The organism is Shewanella sp. SACH, from assembly GCF_001887095.2.
In the GTDB taxonomy this organism is placed as follows: Bacteria; Pseudomonadota; Gammaproteobacteria; order Enterobacterales; family Shewanellaceae; genus Shewanella; species Shewanella baltica.
The window spans coordinates 22,247-46,257 of record NZ_MPDG02000006.1 but is presented as its reverse complement, the minus strand read 5'-3'; the positions used below and the strand labels follow the sequence as shown (position 1 = coordinate 46,257).

22 protein-coding genes and 1 riboswitch are annotated in these 24,011 nt (G+C 46.6%); of the genes, 12 read left to right on the top strand and 10 right to left on the bottom strand.

Annotated features, from left to right (window positions below):
• Positions 1 to 34: 34 nt before the first annotated feature.
• The 4 genes from moaE to moaA form a co-directional block, all read right to left on the bottom strand.
• On the bottom strand, positions 35 to 502 hold the full coding sequence (gene moaE, locus BM607_RS18295) for a molybdopterin synthase catalytic subunit MoaE (RefSeq protein WP_006079757.1): 468 nt from the start codon (positions 500 to 502) through the stop codon (positions 35 to 37).
• 1 nt (position 503) lies between these two features.
• A complete protein-coding gene (gene moaD, locus BM607_RS18290; protein WP_006079756.1) occupies positions 504 to 755 on the bottom strand; it encodes a molybdopterin synthase sulfur carrier subunit in 252 nt (83 codons plus the stop codon).
• Positions 756 to 867: 112 nt separating this feature from the next.
• Entirely contained in the window at positions 868 to 1,344 is a 477-nt protein-coding gene (moaC, locus tag BM607_RS18285; RefSeq protein WP_006079755.1) for a cyclic pyranopterin monophosphate synthase MoaC, read from the bottom strand.
• Positions 1,345 to 1,440: 96 nt separating this feature from the next.
• On the bottom strand, positions 1,441 to 2,421 hold the full coding sequence (moaA, locus tag BM607_RS18280) for a GTP 3',8-cyclase MoaA (protein ID WP_041408291.1): 981 nt from the start codon (positions 2,419 to 2,421) through the stop codon (positions 1,441 to 1,443).
• Positions 2,409 to 2,542: riboswitch (molybdenum cofactor riboswitch) on the bottom strand. Its footprint overlaps the gene before it by 13 nt.
• 247 nt (positions 2,543 to 2,789) lie before the next feature.
• On the opposite strand from moaA, the gene BM607_RS18275 reads away from it, so the two are divergent.
• The gene (locus tag BM607_RS18275; protein WP_006079753.1) at positions 2,790 to 4,439 is read left to right on the top strand and encodes an electron transfer flavoprotein-ubiquinone oxidoreductase; all 1,650 of its coding nucleotides are present in this window, start codon (positions 2,790 to 2,792) and stop codon (positions 4,437 to 4,439) included.
• A 348-nt stretch (positions 4,440 to 4,787) separates the two neighbouring features.
• Positions 4,788 to 6,704: a methyl-accepting chemotaxis protein gene (locus BM607_RS18270; RefSeq protein WP_071940480.1), complete on the top strand. Its 1,917-nt coding sequence runs from the start codon at positions 4,788 to 4,790 to the stop codon at positions 6,702 to 6,704.
• Positions 6,705 to 6,780: 76 nt separating this feature from the next.
• Here BM607_RS18270 and BM607_RS18265 read toward each other — a convergent pair whose 3' ends face one another.
• From BM607_RS18265 to BM607_RS18250, 4 genes are all read right to left on the bottom strand, one after another.
• On the bottom strand, positions 6,781 to 7,137 hold the full coding sequence (locus tag BM607_RS18265; RefSeq protein WP_006079751.1) for a DUF4870 domain-containing protein: 357 nt from the start codon (positions 7,135 to 7,137) through the stop codon (positions 6,781 to 6,783).
• 37 nt (positions 7,138 to 7,174) lie between these two features.
• Complete coding sequence (locus BM607_RS18260) at positions 7,175 to 7,870, bottom strand: MOSC domain-containing protein (RefSeq protein ID WP_071940508.1); 696 nt, start codon at positions 7,868 to 7,870, stop codon at positions 7,175 to 7,177.
• 135 nt (positions 7,871 to 8,005) lie between these two features.
• Positions 8,006 to 9,466: a sensor domain-containing diguanylate cyclase gene (locus BM607_RS18255; protein ID WP_071940481.1), complete on the bottom strand. Its 1,461-nt coding sequence runs from the start codon at positions 9,464 to 9,466 to the stop codon at positions 8,006 to 8,008.
• A 317-nt stretch (positions 9,467 to 9,783) separates the two neighbouring features.
• Positions 9,784 to 10,635 (bottom strand): PfkB family carbohydrate kinase, encoded by an 852-nt coding sequence (locus tag BM607_RS18250; RefSeq protein WP_071940482.1) that lies wholly within the window; start codon positions 10,633 to 10,635, stop codon positions 9,784 to 9,786.
• A 360-nt stretch (positions 10,636 to 10,995) separates the two neighbouring features.
• Here BM607_RS18250 and BM607_RS18245 point away from each other — a divergent pair, with 360 nt between their 5' ends.
• Positions 10,996 to 11,178, top strand: coding sequence for a hypothetical protein (locus BM607_RS18245; RefSeq protein ID WP_071940509.1), 183 nt, complete (start codon positions 10,996 to 10,998; stop codon positions 11,176 to 11,178).
• Positions 11,179 to 11,218: 40 nt separating this feature from the next.
• Here the strand turns inward: BM607_RS18245 and BM607_RS18240 are convergent, their stop codons facing one another.
• Positions 11,219 to 11,614: a hypothetical protein gene (locus tag BM607_RS18240; RefSeq protein WP_071940483.1), complete on the bottom strand. Its 396-nt coding sequence runs from the start codon at positions 11,612 to 11,614 to the stop codon at positions 11,219 to 11,221.
• 362 nt (positions 11,615 to 11,976) lie between these two features.
• Here BM607_RS18240 and ovoA point away from each other — a divergent pair, with 362 nt between their 5' ends.
• Entirely contained in the window at positions 11,977 to 14,091 is a 2,115-nt protein-coding gene (ovoA, locus tag BM607_RS18235) for a 5-histidylcysteine sulfoxide synthase (RefSeq protein ID WP_071940484.1), read from the top strand.
• Between the two features lie 139 nt (positions 14,092 to 14,230).
• Here the strand turns inward: ovoA and BM607_RS18230 are convergent, their stop codons facing one another.
• Positions 14,231 to 16,186: a methyl-accepting chemotaxis protein gene (locus tag BM607_RS18230; protein WP_006086534.1), complete on the bottom strand. Its 1,956-nt coding sequence runs from the start codon at positions 16,184 to 16,186 to the stop codon at positions 14,231 to 14,233.
• 358 nt (positions 16,187 to 16,544) lie between these two features.
• Between BM607_RS18230 and BM607_RS18225 the strand changes: the two genes are divergently transcribed.
• The 8 genes from BM607_RS18225 (at position 16,545) to glnG (ending at position 23,945) form a co-directional block, all read left to right on the top strand.
• A complete protein-coding gene (locus BM607_RS18225) occupies positions 16,545 to 16,856 on the top strand; it encodes a pyrimidine/purine nucleoside phosphorylase (RefSeq protein ID WP_071940485.1) in 312 nt (103 codons plus the stop codon).
• A 287-nt stretch (positions 16,857 to 17,143) separates the two neighbouring features.
• Complete coding sequence (locus BM607_RS18220; RefSeq protein ID WP_071940486.1) at positions 17,144 to 17,740, top strand: TetR/AcrR family transcriptional regulator; 597 nt, start codon at positions 17,144 to 17,146, stop codon at positions 17,738 to 17,740.
• Positions 17,741 to 17,923: 183 nt separating this feature from the next.
• Entirely contained in the window at positions 17,924 to 19,081 is a 1,158-nt protein-coding gene (locus BM607_RS18215) for an iron-containing alcohol dehydrogenase (RefSeq protein WP_071940487.1), read from the top strand.
• A gap of 59 nt (positions 19,082 to 19,140) precedes the next feature.
• Positions 19,141 to 19,833: a type 1 glutamine amidotransferase domain-containing protein gene (locus BM607_RS18210; RefSeq protein WP_063884940.1), complete on the top strand. Its 693-nt coding sequence runs from the start codon at positions 19,141 to 19,143 to the stop codon at positions 19,831 to 19,833.
• Between the two features lie 135 nt (positions 19,834 to 19,968).
• The gene (locus BM607_RS18205) at positions 19,969 to 20,595 is read left to right on the top strand and encodes a glutathione S-transferase (RefSeq protein WP_071940488.1); all 627 of its coding nucleotides are present in this window, start codon (positions 19,969 to 19,971) and stop codon (positions 20,593 to 20,595) included.
• A 192-nt stretch (positions 20,596 to 20,787) separates the two neighbouring features.
• A complete protein-coding gene (locus tag BM607_RS18200; protein WP_071940489.1) occupies positions 20,788 to 21,294 on the top strand; it encodes a DUF4124 domain-containing protein in 507 nt (168 codons plus the stop codon).
• A gap of 153 nt (positions 21,295 to 21,447) precedes the next feature.
• Positions 21,448 to 22,494, top strand: a complete 1,047-nt coding sequence (gene glnL, locus BM607_RS18195) for a nitrogen regulation protein NR(II) (protein ID WP_071940490.1) — start codon at positions 21,448 to 21,450, stop codon at positions 22,492 to 22,494.
• A gap of 38 nt (positions 22,495 to 22,532) precedes the next feature.
• Positions 22,533 to 23,945 carry a nitrogen regulation protein NR(I) gene (gene glnG / locus BM607_RS18190; RefSeq protein ID WP_006079736.1) on the top strand — a complete coding sequence of 471 codons (1,413 nt, stop codon included), beginning with the start codon at positions 22,533 to 22,535 and terminating at the stop codon, positions 23,943 to 23,945.
• Positions 23,946 to 24,011: the final 66 nt, after the last annotated feature.

Below are 24,011 nucleotides of genomic sequence, written 5' to 3'. Positions count from 1 at the left end.
AGCTGCCTTGCCACTGCACGTATTTTTGCTGCAACTAATCTTTGTGTTGCCACAGTTTGGCCGCTTGTTCATCGGCATCTTTCGCCTCAACCCAGCTTTTACCTTGCTCGCCCGCTTCTAATTTCCAGAATGGCGCTTTAGTTTTTAAAAAGTCGATTAAGAATTCACAGGCCGCAAAGGCAGCTTTGCGATGGGCGCTGGTTACCCCGATAAACACAATTTGCTCACCTAAGGCCATAGTGCCCACGCGGTGAATCACAGTGACCTTGTTCAGTGGCCAGCGACTGCGCGCCTCGACAACGATTTGCTCTAGCACGGCTTCGGTCATGCCCGGATAGTGCTCTAAGGTTAAGTCAGTCACCGCGGCGCCATCATTAAAATCACGCACTTTACCGACAAAAGTGACTACGGCACCATCGCTATCATCTTGAGCTAACTGCCGATATTCGTCGGTCACACTAAAATCGACTTCTTGCACTCGAACTGCGGGTAATAAACGCATATTAACCTCCGGTAACGGGTGGAAAAAAGGCGACTTCATCACCATCGTTTACAGGCGTATCCCATTGACTGATGGTCTGATTTACCGCCACCAGCAATTTGTCTGAGGTTAATACTTTAGCCCATTTATCGTCGGTAGCCGCCAGCGTCGCACGTAACGCTTCGGCGGTTTGTGTCTGCTCGCTCGCCTCTAGGCTTAATTTAGCTGTGCCCAATAATTCTCGAACTTGAGCAAAAAACAACACGTTAATCATAATCTTCTCTCGTTTTTGATCCGCTTAACTCACTAATAGCGCGTCAGACTTAAGCTTGGACAGCTTCGCTCACTTGCTAATCTGCCGAGTGGCTAAAGCCTATTCTGTGAGGCTAAACCTTAAAATGTCCCGACTTGCCGCCGCGTTTTTCTAGCAAACGAACTTGGGAGATCACCATATCTTTTTGCACGGCTTTGCACATATCGTAGATAGTTAATGCTGCCACTGAGGCCGCAGTTAAGGCTTCCATCTCTACGCCTGTTTTGCCGGATAATTTACACAGACTGGTGATACGCACGCGGTTATGTTCAGGCTGCGCCTCTAAATCGACTTCAACTTTAGTCAGCATCAGTGGATGGCATAAAGGGATAAGATCTGAGGTTTTTTTCGCGGCTTGAATGCCCGCAATACGTGCAGTGGCAAACACATCACCCTTGTGGTGGCTGCCACTCATGATCATCTCGAGTGTCGTGCTCGCCATCTCGATAAACGCTTCGGCTCGGGCTTCGCGCTCGGTAACGGCTTTTTCGGTGACATCGACCATATGGGCGTTGCCATCGGCATTAATATGGGTAAATACATTGCTCATTGGAGCGATCCTTTCGTTTGAGGACAAAACAAAGTGCAAGGGAAATTGGGCTTATACTCGCGCTAAATCGGCGCTGATGAAGAACCTAAATACGGGCTAGCCACCAATAGAGGCGAGATGCTGAGTGACACCGGTAATGCCTTGATGCAAGTAATGGGTGGCTTTCTTCTGGGCTAATTGACCGTGCAAACGCTCAATTAATTCCGCTTGTTGGCTAGAATGCTGCAGCAGATCACGCAAATCGACACCGGATTCGGTAAAGAGGCACAAGTGCAACTTGCCCTTCGCCGATACGCGCAGGCGATTACAGCTGGCACAGAAGTTAGTCGCATAGGGCATAATCAAACCAATACGGCCTTGATAATCACTGCGGCTAAAGTTTTGCGCTGGACCATCATCGGCGCTCGGCGTATCTAATTGCCAACCATCCGCCAGTAACTGCGCTTTAATGTCGGCGCCAGCTAGATGATGTGCTTCAAAATACTCACGGCCTAGGCCCGTTTCCATTAACTCGATGAAACGTAAATCGATTGGGGTGTTTTTAATCCAATGCAAAAAGCGCGGTAAATCTTTATCGTTTAAACCTTTAAGCAGGACGGCATTGATTTTTACGCGCTCAAAACCCGCCGACAAGGCAGCATCGATCCCCCGCATCACTTCGTCGAATTTATTCTCGCCAGTGATTTGGTAAAACATTTTAGGATCTAAGCTATCCACAGACACATTGATACGACGCAAGCCCGCATCGAACCATTCTTTGGCATGCTTTTCGAGTCTATAGCCATTAGTGGTTGTCGCTATGGTGTGAATGCGCGGGTTATCGGCGACGACACGGATGATGTCGGTAAAGTCTTTACGCAGGGTGGGTTCACCGCCTGTAATGCGGATTTTTTGGGTGCCGACTTGGCTAAATGCAGAGACTAAGTTTGCTATCTCATTGAGAGATAAAAATTTTGGCTTACCGTCAGGATGATAACCGTCGGGGAGGCAATAACTGCATTTGAAGTTACAAACGTCAGTGACTGACATCCGCAAATAGTGAAATTTTCGACCAAAGCTGTCTTGTAATTGAGACATGATCACCTTTCCAAGTGTGGGAGGTGAGAGCATTTCTTATCCCACCCCGGTGGCATTATTACCACGGCTACACCTCCATATCTTTCGACTTAGGTAGGCAAGCTCGGAGAACCGTCACCGGTGATTATAGGCCGAAAGTACTCACTAGCTATACCCCTAAACAGGTATTTATTAACCTAGTTCACGCTAGCGTGAATAATCTGTGACAGTCCTCACCTAAAGATTTGTACTGAATTAGACTAAACAGCCGCTTAATCCACTGTGACCTTATCTTATTTTCAGGTAAGGTGGTACAAGCAATAAAACGCCCGTTTACAAACTACAACACTCGATAAAAATCGGGGAAACGTGAAGGAAGAGGTGAACTGATGGAACGCGAATCAATGGAATTCGATGTTGTTATCGTCGGCGCAGGTCCAGCAGGCTTGGCCACCGCATGTCGATTAATGCAAATATCACAGGATTCAGGTAAAGAAATTACCGTCTGTGTGGTCGAAAAAGGCTCAGAAGTGGGCGCGCATATTCTGTCAGGCGCAGTGTTCGAGCCAAAAGTGCTAGACGAGCTGTTCAGCGACTGGCGTGAGAAAGACGCTCCAGTGAAAACCGCTGTCACCCACGACGAAATCTACCTGCTCAGCTCCGCCACTGACGGCCGAGTGATGCCTAATGCCTTTGTGCCAAAAACCATGCACAACGACGGCAATTTTATTATCAGTGTCGGTAATCTATCCCGCTGGCTTGCCAATCGCGCCGAAGAACTGGGTGTCGAAATATTCCCCGGCTTTGCCGCCAGTGAATTGCTATTTAACGTCGATAACAGCGTTAAAGGTATTTTGATTGGCGATATGGGAGTAGGCGCCGATGGTGAGCCTAAAGACAGCTTTATGCCCGGCATGGAACTGCACGCTAAATATACTGTTTTCTCCGAGGGTTGCCGCGGCCACTTAGGCAAGCAACTGATCGAAAAATACCATTTAGATAATGGTAAAACACCCCAGCATTACGGCTTAGGCTTCAAAGAAATTTGGAAAGTCCCCGCTGAGCAACACGAGCAAGGCAAAGTGGTGCACACAGGTGGCTGGCCATTAACTGAGGGCGCATCGGGCGGCGGCTTCCTTTATCACATGGAAGACAACCAGATTGCTGTCGGCCTCATTATCGATTTGAACTACAAAAATCCGCATCTGAGTCCATTTGACGAATTCCAGCGCTATAAAACCCACCCTGTGATTGCTAAGTATTTAACCGGCGGCGAACGCCTCAGTTACGGCGCCCGTGCGATTACTAAAGGCGGCTTGAACTCGCTTCCTAAGATGAGCTTCCCCGGCGGCCTGATCATCGGCTGTAACGCTGGGACTTTGAATTTCGCGAAAATCAAAGGTACTCACACTGCGATGAAGAGCGGTATCGTTGCGGCAGAAACCTTAGGCAAAGCCATGATGGCGGGTGTAGAAGGCGGTAAAGATCTCGACTGTTACCAAACTCATATCGAAGAAAGTTGGCTGCATGAAGAACTGCACAAATCGCGCAACTTTGGCCCTGCGATGCATAAGTTTGGTACCTATTTAGGCGGCGCCTTCAATTACATAGATCAAAACTGGTTTGGCGGAAAGTTCCCTATCACACTGCGTGATGAACACCCAGACTATGCGCAAATGGCCTCCGTGAGCGCTTACAGCAAGATTGATTACCCAAAACCCGATGGCAAGCTCAGCTTCGACAAACTGTCCTCTGTGTATCTGTCGAGCACTTATCATGAAGAAGATCAGCCCTGCCATTTACGTCTTAAAGACAGCAGCATTCCACTGGGCATCAACCTGACTCAGTTTAATGAGCCGGCACAACGTTACTGTCCAGCTGGTGTGTATGAAATTGTCGAAGAGGCGGGTCAGCCTAAATTTGTAATCAATGCGCAAAACTGCATTCACTGCAAAACCTGCGATATTAAAGATCCTAGCCAAAACATCACTTGGGTTACGCCGGAAGGCGGTGGTGGTCCTAACTATCCCAACATGTAATTAGTTGCCAACAAATGTTAATAACGGCGCTCAATAGAGCGCCTTTTTTTCACCTTTGACACAAATATCTCACTTTTTTTGCTTGCCCTTAGCTACGACATTAGCCACAATTGCCACACAAAAAAGAGTTCGTTTTCAATCACCATCCCATTTCCATCTATACTCTACATAATTAGATCTACTGCAAGACCAACGGGTTAGGCCAAATAAATGTTTTATACGCTGTTTTATTCAGCATTCGGCCTAGACTAAGGTTAACTTTTCACATTCCTGTCCGATAATCTTTTACCGTACAAGAGTGCGTTGACCGATAACGCAAAACAGTCCAACACAGGCATATTGATATTTATGATATTTAATAACCTCACCATTAAGCAGAAAATTCTGCTAACAGTGACATTTGCAGTACTGCTGTCGACCATACTCGTCGGCGTATTAAGCCAACGTAGCGCTAAAAATGTCGTACAACAACGGATGTTAGGTTCGGAACTGCCGAGTTTGATGATGCAGATCCGCAATAAGATCGATCTCGACATCTCCACTTTAATGAATGCTGCAGAGCAATTGGCCAGCAGCCGCATGTTACTGCAATGGCTCGAAGACGGCAGACCACAGGCCCAAGAAAGCCAAGTGGTTGCCCAACTGAAAGACATCACGCGTCAATATAAGCTAGCGCAAGCCTCCTACGCCGACAGACAAACTGCCGCCTATTACACTCAGGATGGATTTTTGCGCGTGCTCACCCCTGCGCAGGATGGCTGGTTTTTTGGTTACCGCGACAGTGGCCAAGAACGTATGTTAAACGTATTCACTGAAGCCAACGGCGAAGTCAAACTCTTCATCAACTACCAGCAACCCAATGGTCGCGGCTTAGTCGGGCTCGCTAAATCACTCGATGATATGGTGCGCTTGCTGAGCTCGTTTAAGATTGAAGAAACGGGATTTGTTTACTTAGTGGATGCCAAAGGTGAAGTAAAACTCCACCCAGATACGAGCCAAATTGGTAAAAGCAACCTAAGCAACTTATACAAAGATGCGAACTCAAGCGCCTTACTAAACCGCGGTGATTTCAATCTGATCAATACCAAGATCAATGGCGAAAACATGCTGGTTGCCAGTAGTTATATCGCGTCTATGGATTGGTACTTAGTGGCACAAGTGCCAGAAGCCGAAGTGTTTGCGCTATTAACCGAAGCGGCTTATCAGATCTTAATCTGGACACTGTTGATTGCAGCGGGCTTTATCGTCCTCGCTATCGTTGTTGCAGGTTCTGTGAGTCGTCCAATCGCCCAAGTTGCCGCTATGTTCCGCGACATAGGCGAAGGTGAAGGTGACTTACGCCAACGCTTACCTGTCAATGGTGAAGATGAGATTGCGCAACTCGCTAAGGGATTTAACAGCTTTATCAGCAAGATCCAAGATTCGGTCATCGAAGTGGCGCAAACCAGCGAACAGCTCGGTTTCTCCGCTAAGGATGTGTCGAATCAGGCACAGCAAACTTTAGAAGACAGCCACGAACAGAAAGATCGCACTATGATGGTGGTAACAGCCATTAATGAAATGGGCGCGACGGTTAATGAAATCGCCAGCAATGCAGCCCAAGCAGCGGTTGCCGCCAGAGATGCAGATACTGAAGCCAGCAGCGGCCAAGTTGTGGTAACCCGTGCCCGCGATACCATTAACCAATTGTCAAAAGACGTTGGCCAAGTGGGTGAAGTGATTGAGTCCCTCGCGACCCACACTAAATCCATTGGTGGGATTTTAGATGTGATCCGCGCTATCTCTGAACAGACAAACTTGTTAGCCCTCAACGCGGCAATTGAAGCGGCACGTGCCGGTGAAGCTGGACGCGGTTTTGCTGTCGTCGCCGATGAAGTACGTAACTTAGCATCACGTACCGCAGCATCGACCAATGAAGTACAAGGCATGATCGACAAGTTGCAATCGGAAGCCAGCCGCGCAGTGAATGCGATGGCCCAGAGTCGTACTCGCTCCCATGAAGGTGTTGTGGCCGTCGATGAAGCCAGCAAATCGTTGATTGGTATTAGCGATCGCATTGGTCTTATCAGCGACATGAACATCCAAGTTGCTGCGGCAACGGAAGAACAATCCACAGTTGTGGAGGACATCAACCGTAACGTCACAGAAATCAACGATATTACTCAGCGTACAGCCAATACTGCACAAGCGGCAGCACAGGCGAGTTTAGCCTTGAATCAATTGTCACACCGCTTAGATACCTTAGTGGCCAAGTTTAAGGTGTAACACCTTAAACTTACACCATAAAAAAACGCCTTAGATGGAAACATCTAAGGCGTTTTTCTTTAACTCAAAGAGGCGATTAATCCATAGCAATAAATTTAATCGTTAATGGATATTTATATACCTTACCCTCACTGGCCTTAATAATCGCCAGCACAGTGCACACCAAATCGAATATGCCGAGTATGGCTAGAAAGATGAAACCTATCCCGACCAAAGCGAGTACGCCACTGATGATTACATAAATCAGCAGACTCAATTTAAAGTTCAAACAACTACGGCCACATTGATCGACAAATGCGGACTCTTCACGCTTCATCAGCCAGATAATCAAAGGACCAAGAATCGAGCCCAGCGGCACTAAGTATCCAACAAAGCTTGAGGCGTATACCAACAAGCCAAAATCTTTATCACTTTTTGTAACGGGTTCAATCATAAGGTCATCCCTGTTTTATCATTATGGATATAAATACTTATTTACCGCTCGGCCCATATAAGCGCATTTGCCAATCTTCTACTGTCTGTGATGCTAAGCGGCGTTGTAGGCTATTCACCCAACTCTGCGCTAATCCCTCGCAGCAAACTAAACGATCATAGCCGCTGGCATTAAACGTTGGCGAAAAATAGAGTGCCATAGCCTCGGCGACACTAATGTCCGTACGGCGCTCAACCAGTTCAATCTTATCGTTTAACTGAATAATCCCAGGCGTTAATACTCGATAAAACCAACCACATAATTGGCTCTGCTGCATAGCGAGGGCAAATTCTTTGTGCCCAAATTGCAGATTCAACTTAAAGCAAGGTGAACGCGGCTGAGTGACCTGCACTGTTACGGCGCCAATTTGTAAGATATCACCAATATTAACTTGGGTTTCGTTCAGCCCAACGGTACTGATGTTCTCTCCCATGCTGGGCGCATCTTCGAGTTGAGTAATTAAATCCCAACGCCGATATTGGCCGTAATGCTCGCGGGGAAAATGATGTAACACGCGATCGAGTCCGCCATGGTGTTTAGGATCGGCCTGTGCGTCCCCTTCGACATGGCTAACATGTACTAGCAGTTGTTGAGCAGCTTGCTTGCCATCAATACCTGTGGCGACACCTGCCATTGCCTGCAGATGCGTCCCTAAATACAATCCAGATAACTTATTGATCAACAACTTTGACATCTGTACCCCCCCATCCATAACCCATCTCGCATTACCGCCAGAGTGTAAACCGCGATACGCCAGTAACACAATCAACTCGCTCAATAACTCATAAAAGTAGGCGACATCTTGCCACCAATAGGCACGGGGCTGAATCTATGAATGATTCAACACTACTTGATTTCGACCGGCTTCCTTAGCCTGATACAAGGCCAGATCGGCACGCTTGATCAGATCTTCTGCAGGCTCTTGCGCCTGATGCTCGGCGACGCCAATACTGGCAGTAATAGAAATATGTAATCCATTCACTTTAATTTCCCGCTGAAAAATAAGCTCACGGATCTGTTCAGCCAGTTCTGCCGCTCGGGTTAAATCCATCCCCGGAAGTAAAATCAAGAACTCCTCGCCGCCCCAACGACATAAAATATCCTGTTGCTGCAGCGCGCCACGCAACATATTCGTCATGGTTTTTAATACTAAGTCACCAATCCCATGCCCATAGCTGTCGTTCACTTTTTTAAAGTGGTCAATATCCAGCAAGAGTATTGAAATCGGCGATTGTGCCAACTTAGCCTTATCTAACGCCTGCCTAAAGTACTCATCAAATACCTGACGGTTAGCGGCGCCAGTAAGCTTATCGGTAGACGCCATTACTTCTAATTTGCGCTGATAACGACCTAAGGTCATGTTGGAGATAAATAAAATCCCTAGGGTCACCATTAGGCTTAAGCCCAAGTTGCCCCAAAAAGTATTCAGTAACTCCCGCTCCTGAGGCGCATCTTCCTGCTCAACAATCAAGTACCACTTAAACTCAGGGACTAGTCGGCTGTTGAGATAAACGGTTTTACCATTTCTCTGGTAGCTAAAAGCCGCACTTGGACTGGTTAAAATACGCGTCGCTAAATTTTCAAGCCCTGGACTGGTTTGCAGCGAATCCGCACCATCATATTCATCGCCATGCAAAGTGACATTGCCCTGCCGATCGGTAAAGAACACTCGACGGTTATAACGTTTTTGATAAAGCTCGATGAGGGACTTAACCTTTTCAACCGCCAAACCCACACCGGTAATGCCTATAAATTTGCCTTCAAAATCAAAAACTTTATAGTTTACGAATACGGTTGTTTTACTGCGGTCCGCCGTATCAGCATCAATATTGACCTCATAATGCTCAGATTCGGGTAAAGAGCGCACTCGAAAGTACCAAGCATCATCGGGCTCAACATCTTGGATTTGTTTTAAAATGCCCGTGGAGTGGTAATAATGCCGACTTTTCTCTGACACAAAAAAACTGGTAACTGTATCGTATTTCTCTTGGATTTCCTTAAGGTAACGGATCAGTTTTTCTGGCTCTTGCTCGTGGCTTAATGTCCAATCGCGAACAAAAGTATCCTGCGCCATCAAGGATGAAATAAAGATAGGTCGCAGCAGGTCCTGTTGAATTTCTGAGTAAATATTGTCACTTGTGAGCGGGAGGGTATTACTCTCGATTTGTTGACTCAGTGAGTCATGGGCCACCTTATAACTGATACCACTGGTCACTAAGAAGGCGACTAAAAGCAAAACAGAGAGCAGCCAAATAAATTTATTCTTATCATTCCAAGCGTTATTGCCCATTCTCAACTCCAAAGACTACAGAACACCTTGAGTGGCTTATTATTTTAATGTCACGATAACTATTTTAGTTGAATAAATGTTAACGCAATTGCGCCATGGCCGCACAACATTTCAGCTTTATGAATGTTCTGCGATGGAATAACTTTATTTTGAGCAAAAAAATGCCTCGTTGGGGAAACGAGGCAAAAAACATACTAACCAATAAATGGGAGAAAAGCACAAGAAAACGTTAAGGGACAAGAGCTATGCGCCACAAGACATACTCTAGCAAGACCGTATGACAGAAAGATGACTCAAACTGCTCATCCGCAGATTTATCATGCTATTTGCTTGGCCTCTAAATACTGTTTCAGTGCCTCACCCGGAATAGAACTATCGGTTGCAACCGCAAATGCAGCCCAAACAGCGCCTTCAGCCATCGCCTCGGTAATCGACTGACCAGTGCATAGACTATGGATAAGTCCCGCCGCATAGGCATCACCAGCGCCTGTGGTATCAACAACAGTGGCAGGGATAGCAGCGACATGCTGCACTTGATCGTGCGTGTAAACCTTAGCCCCATTGATGCCATCGGTGACAATAAAGTAACGCAGACACTCACCGCCAATGCTTTTGCCATATTCCCAAGAGGCGCCATCACAACGCCCTTGGATATCACTCATTGATGCCAGTAAAATATGACAAGGTCTCTGCCTGTCATCTTTGGCTAATTGCGCGACCACAAGGCAATGCTCCAAGGCTGTCTTTGCCCAACTGACCGAACCCTCAGCGGAAGTATTAAAATACAGCGCGTCCCATGGTTGCCATTTCGGCGGCACTGATAACTCAAATATGGGTCTTTGTGGCCGAATAATCGTCCGTTCACCATCTGGCGTCATCACGAGTAGCATTTCGCAAGTGTTACCAGCTCGGCGCTGCACTAAACGGCAATCGAGTCCTTGAGTGCTGGCTTCTGCAATGAGCCAATCTCCCATGTCATCACGGCCAACTTGACTCACCAATGCGACGCTATGCCCTGCCCAAACTAAACCTAATCCGGTATTTGCCCCGCCGCCACCGAGCCTTTGTCCACCATCTTGATAATGGAAACGCCCACCTGTTTTTAAAGGTTTATCAAGCAGTAAAATCCGATCACAGTTGAGATTGGCAACTAACAAAATATTCGCCATTACGCTGCTCCAAAGGGCAAAAAAGACTCAAGGCCAGAAGATGAAAACAAAGAAATATCAATCTAGAGCAAAATGCTCACTGGTACAATCCAATCATCAAGATAGCAGCACCATCAGGCTATGGCTGACGCCTGTGTAAGCATTTGTCCCGAATAAGATAAGGAAAAAAGTCCATCACCATACGGTAAAACCAACTATTCCACCTCAACCCTCTGTTTAAAATAAATTTTTATATTGCATAACACCCAACAGCATAAATGCATACAACAAACTTCCAACCAGCTCAGTTAAATAGCAATAACTGTCGTTAAAATATGTGAAGTGAATAAGGAATTAAATTTATGAATGGAATCAAACGCTATGCTAATGGAAAGATGGGATACCGCTGAAGAAAAAGCTGAGCAGCTACGCCGTTACCAGCTCTGCCTTGATGAGTTTAATGAGCTGGATTTTCACGATGTATATGTCACAGAAATTAAAAAAGAATACCAACAACTTGCAGAACTAGTAAAAGTGCAGTCAACGTCGGATCCCGAGCGCTAACTGCACTTACCTATTTAGTCACTTAACCATAAATCTTCAATTACTTTATTGGCGTCAATGGTGATAAAGACGCAAATTGTACTGCCAACGTCCAATCTGTGATGACCATATCTGACGGCTGCCAACTGTCATCAACCCACTCATAAATCAATCCTGGATTTTCCTCAGCATTGACTAACAAACGCCGTCCATCTTGCAATACCAGCGTATAATCGAGCCCCTGTGCATCGACACTTTCAATGTCCCCCAAGACATTATGTTTAATGGCCGAAATGGTTCCCATTGCCTTAACGGCATCGCTCCCCTTTGCACCGCTGTAAAACGTTAACGCCTCGTTTGCGACAGTCTTATGAAAGACAAACTCCTCAGTCACACCCACTACGATCGATTGATCAAGTTCGTACCAGGCGGGTATCCATAATGCGTTAATTGTCATCCCGTTATATCCTGCATAATAATTTTACGGACGGGATCATTCTGCCTTAACCCCGACAGAGAAAATACTCTTCAGGGATAAAATAATTTTAATCCTAAAAAGGATGGCACACGAAACGCCGTGCTCACTTCCTTTGTAAGATAATCTTAACTCCAAAGGTCATGTCTGAGATGTTTTAGTGCCAGTGGCTGATGTTGGACTCAATTCGTGTTTCTGTTAGTTTGTAAAACACTTTGCCTCAAATCGACACATTAAGCTGACAAAGTGATCCTGAGCCCAGTAATCGCGTATAGAGTCACACACGATAGATTCATATTCCCATGCTTGCACCGCAGGCCGATAAATACGGAGTTTACTTGCCTATGGATAAGCCCATAACGCAACCCCCTCAAACCCTTAAGCTAATTGGTGAAACTGAGGCAGGAAAGCGTCAAGAGCTTAAGCAGTACTTTAATCAGACATGGGCTCTGTACGAGTCACTGTTTGATTTGATCCAAGAAGATAGCGCCTATTACCTCAAAGCTGAGCCGCTGCGCCATCCGTTGATCTTTTATTTTGGCCATACGGCCACTTTCTATATCAACAAACTCAAACTCGGCAAATTTCTCGACGAACGGGTAAACGATAACTTCGAATCCATGTTTGCCATTGGTGTCGATGAGATGTCTTGGGACGATCTGAACGAGCAACATTACCCATGGCCGAACGTGACAGAAGTGCGCAGCTATCGCCAACAAGTTAATGCTGTCGTCAATCGCGTGATTGATGAAATGCCTCTAACGCTGCCGATCACTCAAGACAGCCCAGCTTGGATCATTTTGATGGGCGTTGAACACGAGCGTATTCACTTAGAAACCTCATCGGTTATCATCCGTCAGTTACCGCTGGAACATGTCGCCCCCAACAGCCTCTGGGCTGCGTGCCAAGACTTCACCGTCGCCGAAGCCAACAGTTTACTGGCAGTAAAAGGGCAAAAAGTGACCTTAGGTAAAACTGAACAAGATGAAACCTACGGCTGGGATAACGAATACGGCCATAAAATCTTTAATGTTGCCGACTTTAAGGCCTCTAAATTCTTAGTCTCGAATCAAGAGTACCTCGCATTCGTCGAAGCTGGCGGCTATCGCTCACCCCAATTTTGGAATGAAGAAGGCCAAGCTTGGCTCGCTTACACCCAAGCTCAAATGCCGCGCTTTTGGCGCTTAAAACAAGATAAATGGTGGCAACGTAACTTAGCGGAAGAAATCCCGCTGCCATTAAACTGGCCTGTAGAAGTGAATCAACTCGAAGCTAAGGCATTCTGCAATTGGAAAACCGAGCAAAATCAAAGCAACATTCGCCTACTGACGGAAGCCGAATGGTACATCTTACGCGAGAATGTGCCCGCCGATGCGCCCGATTGGCACGAAGTGCCGGGCAATATTGCTTTGGCTTATTACGCCTCTTCTTGCCCAGTGAATCGCTTCGAACATAATGGCTTTTTCGATATTGTCGGTAATGTTTGGCAATGGACAGAAACCGCAATCGACGGTTTTAACGGTTTTGCCGTGCATCCACTCTACGATGATTTTTCTACTCCAACCTTCGATGGTAAGCATAATCTCATCAAAGGTGGCTCGTGGATCTCCACAGGTAATGAAGCCATTGCTTCGTCACGCTATGCGTTTCGTCGACATTTTTATCAACACGCTGGCTTCCGCTATGTGGAATCCACGCAAAATCCCGCCCAAATGGCCGAGGTCAATGTGTACGAAACTGATGAACTGATTTCCCAATACCTTGAATTCCACTATGGCGCCGAATATTTCGGGGTTGCTAACTTCTGTGTCAATGGCGTGCAGCAAGCACTCAGTGAAATTCAACTCACCCATACCGCCAAAGCCCTCGACATCGGCTGCTCCGTAGGTCGAGCGAGTTTTGAACTGGCAAAAGTGTTTGATCATGTTGATGGTATTGACTTTTCGGCACGCTTTATTCAACAGGCCTATGCCCTAACTGAACAAGGTGAAAAACGTTACACCATACGTACCGAAGGCGATTTACAGGAATTTAAGAGTGCGAGTCTGGCTAAGCTTGGATATGGCCTTGAGGCGAAAAAAGTCAACTTTATGCAGGGTGATGCCTGTAATTTAAAGCCGATCTACACAGGTTATGACTTGGTTTATGCCTCAAACCTTATTGACAGACTGAACGATCCTAAGCACTTTTTAACCAGTATTGCCCAGCGGATTAATCAAGGTGGATACCTTGTTATTGCTTCGCCGTACACTTGGCTGGAGGATTATACGCCGAAGGATAAATGGCTCGGTGGTGTTAAAGTCAAAGGAGAGAACTTCACCACCTTAGATGGCTTGACCGAAACCTTGATCGGCCAATTTGAGCTGGTCGCAGTGAAGGAGATTCCCTTCGTCATCCGCGAGACAAAACGTAAATTCCAACATTCCATCTCCGAAATGACAATTTGGCGTAAGCGTTAATGCTCTCTCATGGAATAAACCGCTGAAGTCTCAATAAAAATATCCGCCAGAAATCCATTTCTGGCGGATGTGTAACATCAAGCTCAGTCATCTTTGCAGCATCAACTAAAGTTGAACACGGCAAATACAGCGCAAATACCTACACCTTAAACTGTGCCGTTGTTAAACCAAGCTGATTTGCTAACCCTAACAAACTGCGCGTACTCGCTGCCACTTGGCTGATCGCCGCGCTATTTTCTTCCGCCGCCACGCTCAAGCCCGCAATCCCCTGTGCAATCGTTGCCGAAACCGTTGTTTGCTCCTCCGCGGCGGTGGCGGTTTGGATCATTAATGCCTTTAAGGTTTCTAAACGTAAAGCGATGTCATCCACTGCGGCTTGCATGCCATCGGCATCTTCTGCTGTTTTAGAGGCTTCAGTAGTACAAGTCACACTATGCAGCGCCAACACGCCAGACTGCTGCTGAATGCCTTTTAACACTTGACCAATATCCTGAGTAGCCAACTGAACCTTAACCGCTAACTGGCGCACCTCATCGGCAACTACGGCAAAGCCACGACCATGTTCACCAGCTCTCGCCGCTTCAATCGCCGCATTAAGTGACAGCAGATTCGTTTGTTCGGCTATGGCATTAATCACAGCCAATACCGAACCGATTTTCTGACTGTCGGCCTCAAGGCTGCCCACTTGCTGATGTATGGTCGCAAAACTGCTCAAGGTCACTTTCAAGCTTTTACGTGTGCTGGCTAAATTTTGCGAAAGAATTTCACTCGAATGAGTACAGGCAGAGACTTCATCAGAGGATTTAAGCGTATTCGTGCTGATTTCCGCGGCGGCATAACTCATTTCTTCGACTGCGGTTGCTAACATATCGGTTTCTTTCGCCTGCATCTGAATACTGCAATCGGCTTGGGTCATAGCGGCAGAATTTTGTTCAGCGGCGGATTCGAGTTCATGTCCAACGCCCACCAGCTGACTAATGATTTCTTTGAGCTTTGTTTGCATCCGGGCCAACCAGCTCATCAGATGATTATCCGTTTGAACATGGGGCAGATTATGGGTGAGATCCCCAGAGGCGATCATGCTGGTCAAATTGCACATGTCCTCAGGCTCACCGCCGAGTGGCTTCAACACAAATCCTGTGACTAACTTAGCAGCAGCGAATGCCAGCACTAAGGCCGCCACGCAAACAAATAAGCCGATAAATAGCATTCTATAGGCAGGCGCAGCGATTTCGCTCACATCAATTTCAGCCATCAAGCCCCAACGTAAGCCAAGTTCAACAACGGGAGAATAGGCAGATAACACCGGATTATGATTGTAATCATTCACTTGCATCACACCAGTCTTACCCGCCAGCGCCTCTTTCACCGCAAGTGTGTCGACACCATTCTGGGCAACCGTTCCAGCGAAGGAAGCGGTCACAGTGCGATTGTTCGGGTCAAGAAAAGAATCGGAACGCATGCGATTATTAGGACCTATTAAATAGGTCTCACCACTTTGCCCCATACCTTCGCGGATCTGCATAACTCGGTTGATGCGGTCAATTGATACTTGGGCCGCCACCACCAATCTTTGCTGATTGAATTGAATCGACTGACCAATAAATGCTGCCGGTTGGCCATTTGAAGGAGCGTATGCGGAGAAGTCTTGCAGTAATACAGTACCAGTAGACCCCAAAGCCTTATTGAATAACTGCGCTAATCCCGAATCATGATAAGGCCCAGTGCGAAGATTTGTGCCGAAATCAGACTCCTTCGCGGCGGTGTAAAACACAGTGCCGTCATCCCGAATGATGAACAGATCATAGAAACCTAAAGACTTATTTAACGACTTTAAGGTCTCATCAAGGTCGGAGATAGTATCGAGGCTTTTTTGGCTGGCGATCACCGCACTGACAGCCTGCAGGTTATCTGAAAAGTCCTGAAACATACCGACAATCTGTCGCTGCTTGATCTCGCGCACCGCCACTAAACGAGACTGAGCCTCAGCAAATAACTCATCCCGAGCAATGTAAGTCACTATCGCGGTAGCAAATATGAGGGGTAATAGGACAATCAATAAACTGATCAGCTGAATTTTACGAGTAAAACCCATGGTGAGACTCCTTGTCGCGCTTCTAATTCCATTCATTCACTTTTTGCAAAATTAAATCTGCCCTAAAACTATAGGAGAAGAATCTCAGCTAAACAAAGCGACGCAGACTATTTTCATCAAAAGTTCACCAAAATGCTGCCAACCAACTATTTTTAAATAGAAAAATGATTAATAACTTTAAATGACAGCCAAGCCATACCGACCATTTCAAACAAAATGATATAGTGGAAAACACTTTATAAACCGAACGTTAGCATCACCTTATATTCAGTACGCATATCCACACGACAAATGATGCATTGAAATTTATTAAATATGCATATAAATTCATGCCAAGCCAATTTATAGAGGATTAATAATGAGTTTACTCGAGCAAGTGTCTGTATCTAAAAAAGCTAATATTTACTTTAATGGTAAAGTTGCCAGTCGTAGCGTATTTTTTGCCGATGGCAGTAAGCAAACCTTAGGCGTAGTGCAGCCAGGAGAGTATGAGTTCTCGACCTCTCAAGGCGAAATCATGGAAGTGATTAGCGGCCGTTTTGAGGTGTTACTACCAGAAACGACCACTTGGCAAGAATTTAGCGAAGGAACTCAGTTTGAACTGGCTGCAAATGTCAGCTTTAAAATTCGTAACACAGCCATTGCAGAGTACTGTTGCAGCTACCTGTAATCATCTTGATTGAGTAAAAGTTTCAATATCAATTATGAATCTAATGCTCACAGTGACGGTTTATCTCAACACTGTGGGTATTTTGTCCTACCGAACCATTTCTCCTTGCCACAATTTCACCCTCTGCATACTTTATCCGTCTGGCTTTTTATCAATTTGATAGCTTTATTAGGCAGACCCAAGACAGTTTAAACCTCGCGACTTAAAGAAGACTAAATCGGGCATGTTGATATCGCCGATAAAAACAACACTAGACGACCGGTCTATTTTGATTTATCCTAGACCACATGAAAATTGAAACTCAATCCACTCGCCAGCACATTCTCGACATCGGCTATAAGCTGATCGTACGAAAAGGCTTCTCCAGCGTCGGCTTATCGCTACTGCTGCAGGCCGCCGAAGTGCCTAAAGGCTCGTTTTATCATTACTTCAAATCCAAAGAACAATTTGGTGAAGCGCTCATAACTGATTATTTTGAGAAATATCAGTTAGATTTAGACGCATTATTCAATAACTCAACACTGACGGGCTATCAACGCTTGATGCAGTACTGGCAACAATGGTTGCACGTACAAGCTGATGGCTGCGTAGATCAAAAATGCCTCGTCGTGAAACTCAGTGCTGAAGTGGCCGATTTATCCGAAGCCATGCGAGTTGCCTTACTTAAAGGTTCCGCCGGCATCATAGACAGGTTAACCACTTGTGTTCAAGTTGGCATAAACGACAGTTCAATCGCCGAGCAAGATCCGCAATCGACCGCTGAAATGTTGTATCACATGTGGTTAGGTGCCAGCTTAATGAACAAGTTAGGCCACAGCCCCGCGGCACTCGAACGTGCGCTCGTGACGACTAAAGCTATTTTAACGCCTAAAACGGCCCTTTAACTTAATACCGATTCAAGACCGATATTTGCTGATATCAGTCAGCCTAGATTTTTAAAGAATACATTTTCACGCCCCAGAATTAGACGACTGGTCTACTAATTTAACGAGCGATTAATTAACGCAGCGCATTTAACACTGCTAATTTAAAGTAGCTCACTTAAAGTAATAAGGGATAAATCATCCATGCTAAATTTTAACTATTACAACCCAACCCGTATCCGTTTTGGTAAAGACACTATCGCCGAAATTGATGCTTTAGTACCGAGCGATGCTAAAGTCATGATCCTATTTGGCGGCAGCAGCGCCAGAAAAACCGGCACGCTAGATGAAGTTAAACAATCATTGGGCAATCGTTTCATCGTCGAGTTCGATGGCATTGAGCCAAACCCAACCTATGAAACCTTAATGAAAGCCGTCGCCCAAGTGCGCGAACAGAAGATCGACTTCCTCCTTGCAGTGGGTGGTGGCTCTGTTATCGATGGCACTAAATTTGTTGCCGCTGCAGCAGTATTCGAAGGTGAACCTTGGGACATTCTCACTAGTTGGGGCGCAAAAGTAACTCAAGCTATGCCTTTTGGCTCAGTATTAACCTTGCCTGCGACGGGTTCAGAAATGAACAACGCCAGCGTAGTGACCCGTAAATCACTGCAAGCTAAGCTGCCATTCCGTAATGACTTAGTTTATCCACAATTCTCAATACTCGATCCGACGAAAACCTTCACTCTGCCAGAGCGCCAAGTGGCCAACGGTGTCGTCGATGCTTTTGTGCATATCACAGAGCAATACCTCACTTACCCAGTCAACGCCGCCGTACAGGACAGATTTGCCGAAGGTCTGTTACAAACCTTGATTGAGCTTGGTCCACAGGTATTGGCTCAACCCGAAGACTACGACATTCGCGCTAACTTAATGTGGGTCGCCACTATGGCACTCAACGGCACGATTGGCGTAGGCGTTCCGCACGATTGGGCAACCCACATGATAGGCCATGAACTGACTGCGCTTTACGACATCGACCATGCGCGTACATTGGCAATCGTATTGCCTGCCCTGCTGCAATGTACCAAAGAGGCTAAGCGCGAAAAGTTACTCCAGTACGCAGACCGAGTGTGGCACATCAACACAGGTACCGATGACGAGCGCATCGATGCCGCTATTGCAAAAACTAAGGCTTTCTTCGAAGCCATGGGCATACCGACACATTTATCTGCCTATGATCTCGATGCCAGCCACGTTGATACCGTAGTGAAACAGCTTGAACTGCACGGCATGGTGGCACTCGGCGAACATGGCAACATTAACCCAGCAATGAGCCGTGACATTTTGACCTTAGCCCTATAACGTCAAATGAACTAAACCCAAAGCTCACACGTATTGATGTGAGCAACTTAGGTAAAGGTATGAAAATGAATATATTAATGGTACTTACGTCACACGATAAACTTGGCGACACAGGTTTAAAAACCGGCTTTTGGCTCGAAGAATTCGCCTCACCTTTTTATGAGTTTAAAGATAAAGGTTTTGACATTACCTTAGCCTCGCCATTGGGCGGTCAACCACCGCTCGATCCAAAAAGTGATGAGCCAGACTTTCAAACCGAAGCCACTGCGCGCTTTAGCAAAGATCCTGAGGCACAAGCACTGCTAGCAAATACCACTCGCTTAAGTGAAATTAACGCAGCTGATTATGATGCGGTTTTCTATCCAGGCGGCCACGGCCCACTGTGGGATCTTGCCGAAGATCAACATTCTATTGCCTTGATTGAACAGTTCTATCAAGCGAATAAACCCCTAGGGCTAGTATGTCATGCGCCTGCGGCACTGCTGCACCCTAAAGCCAGTGATGGTAAGCCATTGGTCAGCGGCAAGCGCGTTACCGGTTTCAGTAATTCTGAAGAAGAAGCCGTGCAACTTACTCATATCGTGCCATTTTTAGTCGAAGACATGCTACAGAAAAACGGCGGCACTTATGTCAAAGGTGATGATTGGACAAGCTTTGTTGTCGCAGATGGCCATTTGATCACAGGTCAAAACCCAGGATCATCCGAAGCCGTTGCTCAGGCCATAGTCGCGCAACTGAACGCCAGAGGCTAAGCGATAAATGACGCGACACACTTAGCTTGAAGTGAATAATGACAAGCTCGAGTGTGCTAAATGCGGTAGAAATAGCTATCGCACCATAATGGTGCGATAGCTAAAAATGTACTCTCACAGTCGAAAGGGAAGCCAATGATCACCTTGCACCATCTCAATAAATCACGCTCTAAACGTATCATCTGGTTGCTAGAAGAACTCGGTCAACCTTATCAAATTAAGAGTTATCAGCGTGATAGTCAGACTTTTCTCGCGCCACCCGAACTCAAGCAAATTCATCCGTTAGGCAAATCACCCGTTATCGAAATGGACGGTCAAGTGATTGCCGAGTCAGGCGCGATCACTGAGTATCTGGTTGAAAAATATGCGGCAGACACCTTAGCGCCAGCAAGATACAGCGCTGACTACGTCGATTATCTGCAATGGTTACACTTTGCCGAAAGCTCAGCCATGCTACCTTTGTTACTGCGTATGTTCGTGCAAAAGGACGGCTGTAAAACCAACTTCCTTGAAGGTTATGCCGCGATAGAAGTCAGTAAGATAAGCCACTATTTCAATGATATGTTGGCCGGTAAAACCTATCTGGTTGCAGACAAGCTCACAGGTGCGGATATCATGATGTCCTTCGTGGTGGAGCTACTGGCTAACAGTGGCGACCTCGAAAAATTCGAACACATTCAACGCTATGCCACTCAATTATCCCAACATGCCGCTTGGGTTAAAGCGAGTGAGATCGAGAAACAACTCGACGCAAGCGTGTAATTTACAACTCGAGTTCGGGCACATTAGTGTGCCCGAACTTCAGTTCGTTCAACCCAGTCCGGTTTCTAGCTCCCCTTTCCTGTCGCGCTTTGCGCCTTCCATATGGCGACGCCGCATAACAAACACCATGATTTTTGATGTAAAAGAGACTAATCTTGATTAACTCTATCTCAAGGCTACAGGGACTTTAGCATGCGTTCACTCACACTCATCGGCTTAGTGCTATTTAGCATGTTAGCGCAAGCGACGGTTTATAAATGGGTCGATAAAGATGGTAAAGTCCATTACTCAGATGAGCCGCAGCCCAATGCCCAAGTCGTTGAGCTAAAAGAGAAGACCTTAAATCAAATTGCCCTTCCTCTGCCCAAAATAGACTCAAATAACGCAAACCAAGCAATTGAATCTATTCAATATAAAGTTAATATCACTTCCCCAGCAGAAGAAGAAACCGTCAGAGATAATAATGGTGATTTCGACGTCGTTGCGACTATCACCCCTGAGCTAAAAAGCCAGTATTTAATGCTCCTAAAACTCGATGGCACCCCCGTCGGTCAACCGCAAATTGGCGGTACCTTCAAACTCAAAAACATCGACCGAGGTGAACATACCTTAGTCGTTGACGCTTTGACTCAAAACGGCAAAGTCTTTGCATCAAGTTCACCAAGAAAGATATTTCTTCATCAAGCAGCTAAGCGTTAATGTCGCTATTTGTATAGTTAGAGTTAGTATAAGAACTTTAAATACATAGAGTTAGATTAACCGCCCCAGACTAAACCGTTTGATGAAGACAAGTTGCAGCTTGCACCAGATTGGTGCACCATAGTGGTGCAACCCTATTTCTAGGAACGGTCGATGGATAAAGAGACACTGCTCAATCATTTAGTTACCGCTGTACTTGTCATAGATAAGGATCTTAAGCCTTGTTATGCCAACGCAGCAGCAGAGCAATTATTAGGTGTTGGCAGCCATAGACTCGTAGAACAAGCTTTGCCTGAGCATTATCAAATCCTCGGTGTCGAAGCCCAGTTATTGAGGGATGCGGTAAAAGCTGGCCAAGGTTTAACGGTCAATACGGCGGCCCTAGTCACGCTCGATGGTCAGCACCATACCGTTGATTTAACCCTTATTCCCCTCGATGACGAGGCTGAACTCAGCCTGCTCGAACTGCGCCAAGTCGATCAACAAAGACGCATTCATCAGCAGCTGAGTCAAGATGCCCAGCAGCAAGCGGCGCAGTTTCTGGTGCGCAACTTAGCCCATGAAATCAAAAATCCTTTAGGCGGCCTGCGCGGTGCGGCGCAATTGTTATCGCGGGAGCTGGATGATCCGGCGCTAAAGGAATTCACTACCCTCATCATAGAGCAAGCCGATCGGCTGCGTAATTTAGTGGATCGCCTGCTCGGCCCCCAAAGGCCAACACAGCACAGTCTGCACAACATCCATCAAGTGGTGCAAAAGGTCTATAAATTAGTTGAAATGGCGCTGCCCGCTAACATACAGCTCAAACGGGATTACGACCCATCCATTCCCGATATCGAGATGGACCCAGACCAAATGCAGCAAGCCGTGCTCAACATTTTACAAAATGCGGTGCAGGCGCTTGAGCATACCGGTGGCGAGATTTTGATCCGCACTCGCACTCAACACCAAGTCACCATAGGTTCACAGCGTCACAAGCTAGTGTTAACCCTATCGATTATCGACAACGGCCCCGGTATACCGCCCGAGCTAATGGACACATTATTTTATCCAATGGTGACAGGTCGTGAGCAAGGTTCAGGTTTAGGCCTCTCAATTGCCCATAATATTGCCCGTTTACACTCGGGAAGAATCGATTGCCTCTCCAGCGCTGGGCACACCGAATTCATCATTTCATTACCGATTTTAGGCGCTAAATAATTTCGACAGTACCTACCCATACCGTATGAGGAAGCAAGATGCGAATTAGTGAACAAGTGTGGATCCTCGACGATGACAGCTCGATACGTTGGGTACTCGAAAAGGCACTTCAAGGTGCCAAGCTCAGTACCGCCAGCTTTGCCGCCGCCGAATCCCTGTGGCAGGCCTTAGAAATATCGCAACCGCACGTGATAGTGTCGGACATACGTATGCCAGGCACAGACGGGTTAAGCCTGCTCGAACGATTGCAAGTACATTATCCCCATATTCCCGTGATCATTATGACGGCGCACTCAGACTTAGACAGCGCCGTCAGTGCCTATCAAGCGGGCGCATTTGAGTATCTGCCTAAACCCTTCGACATCGATGAGGCGATCTCTCTGGTCGAGCGCGCACTCACCCATGCCACTGAACAGAGCCCAGCACCCGCGCAGGAAGCCCAAGTCAAAACACCCGAAATCATAGGTGAAGCGCCAGCGATGCAGGAAGTGTTTCGCGCCATAGGCAGGCTTTCACGATCATCCATCAGCGTGCTAATCAATGGCCAATCTGGGACAGGTAAAGAACTCGTGGCGGGTGCATTACACAAACACAGCCCACGTAAAGATAAGCCATTTATCGCGCTGAACATGGCTGCGATCCCTAAGGATTTGATCGAATCTGAGCTATTCGGCCACGAAAAAGGTGCCTTCACTGGCGCAGCCAATGTGCGCCAAGGTCGCTTCGAACAAGCTAACGGCGGCACGCTCTTTTTAGATGAAATCGGCGACATGCCGCTAGATGTACAAACACGATTACTCAGAGTGCTTGCCGACGGTCAGTTCTATCGCGTCGGTGGTCATAATGCAGTGCAAGTGGATGTGCGTATCATAGCGGCGACCCACCAAGATCTTGAATTATTAGTGCAAAAAGGCGGCTTTAGGGAAGACTTATTCCATCGCCTCAACGTGATCCGCGTGCACTTGCCGCCACTTTCACAAAGACGGGAGGACATTCCCCAACTCGCCACCCATTTCCTCGCCTCGGCAGCAAAGGAAATTGGCGTGGAAACTAAGATCATGACCAAGGAAACCGCGGTAAAACTATCCCAATTACCTTGGCCCGGTAATGTCAGACAACTCGAAAACACCTGCCGCTGGTTAACCGTTATGGCATCGGGGCAAGAAATTTTACCCCAAGACTTACCGCCAGAATTACTGAAAGATCCTGTGAGTGTCACCCACACGGCGAAAGGCAGCCAAGATTGGCAATCGGCACTGACTGAGTGGATAGATCAAAAACTCTCGGAAGGAAACAGCGATCTATTAACTGAGGTACAACCCGCTTTCGAACGCATACTGCTAGAAACTGCACTGCGCCATACTCAAGGCCATAAACAAGAAGCGGCGAAACGTTTAGGCTGGGGACGAAATACCTTAACGCGAAAACTCAAAGAGCTGTCGATGGATTGAGTAAATAAAATAACGTTATTACTCGTTATAGCGATACAGAGATACAGAAATACAGAGATATTAATA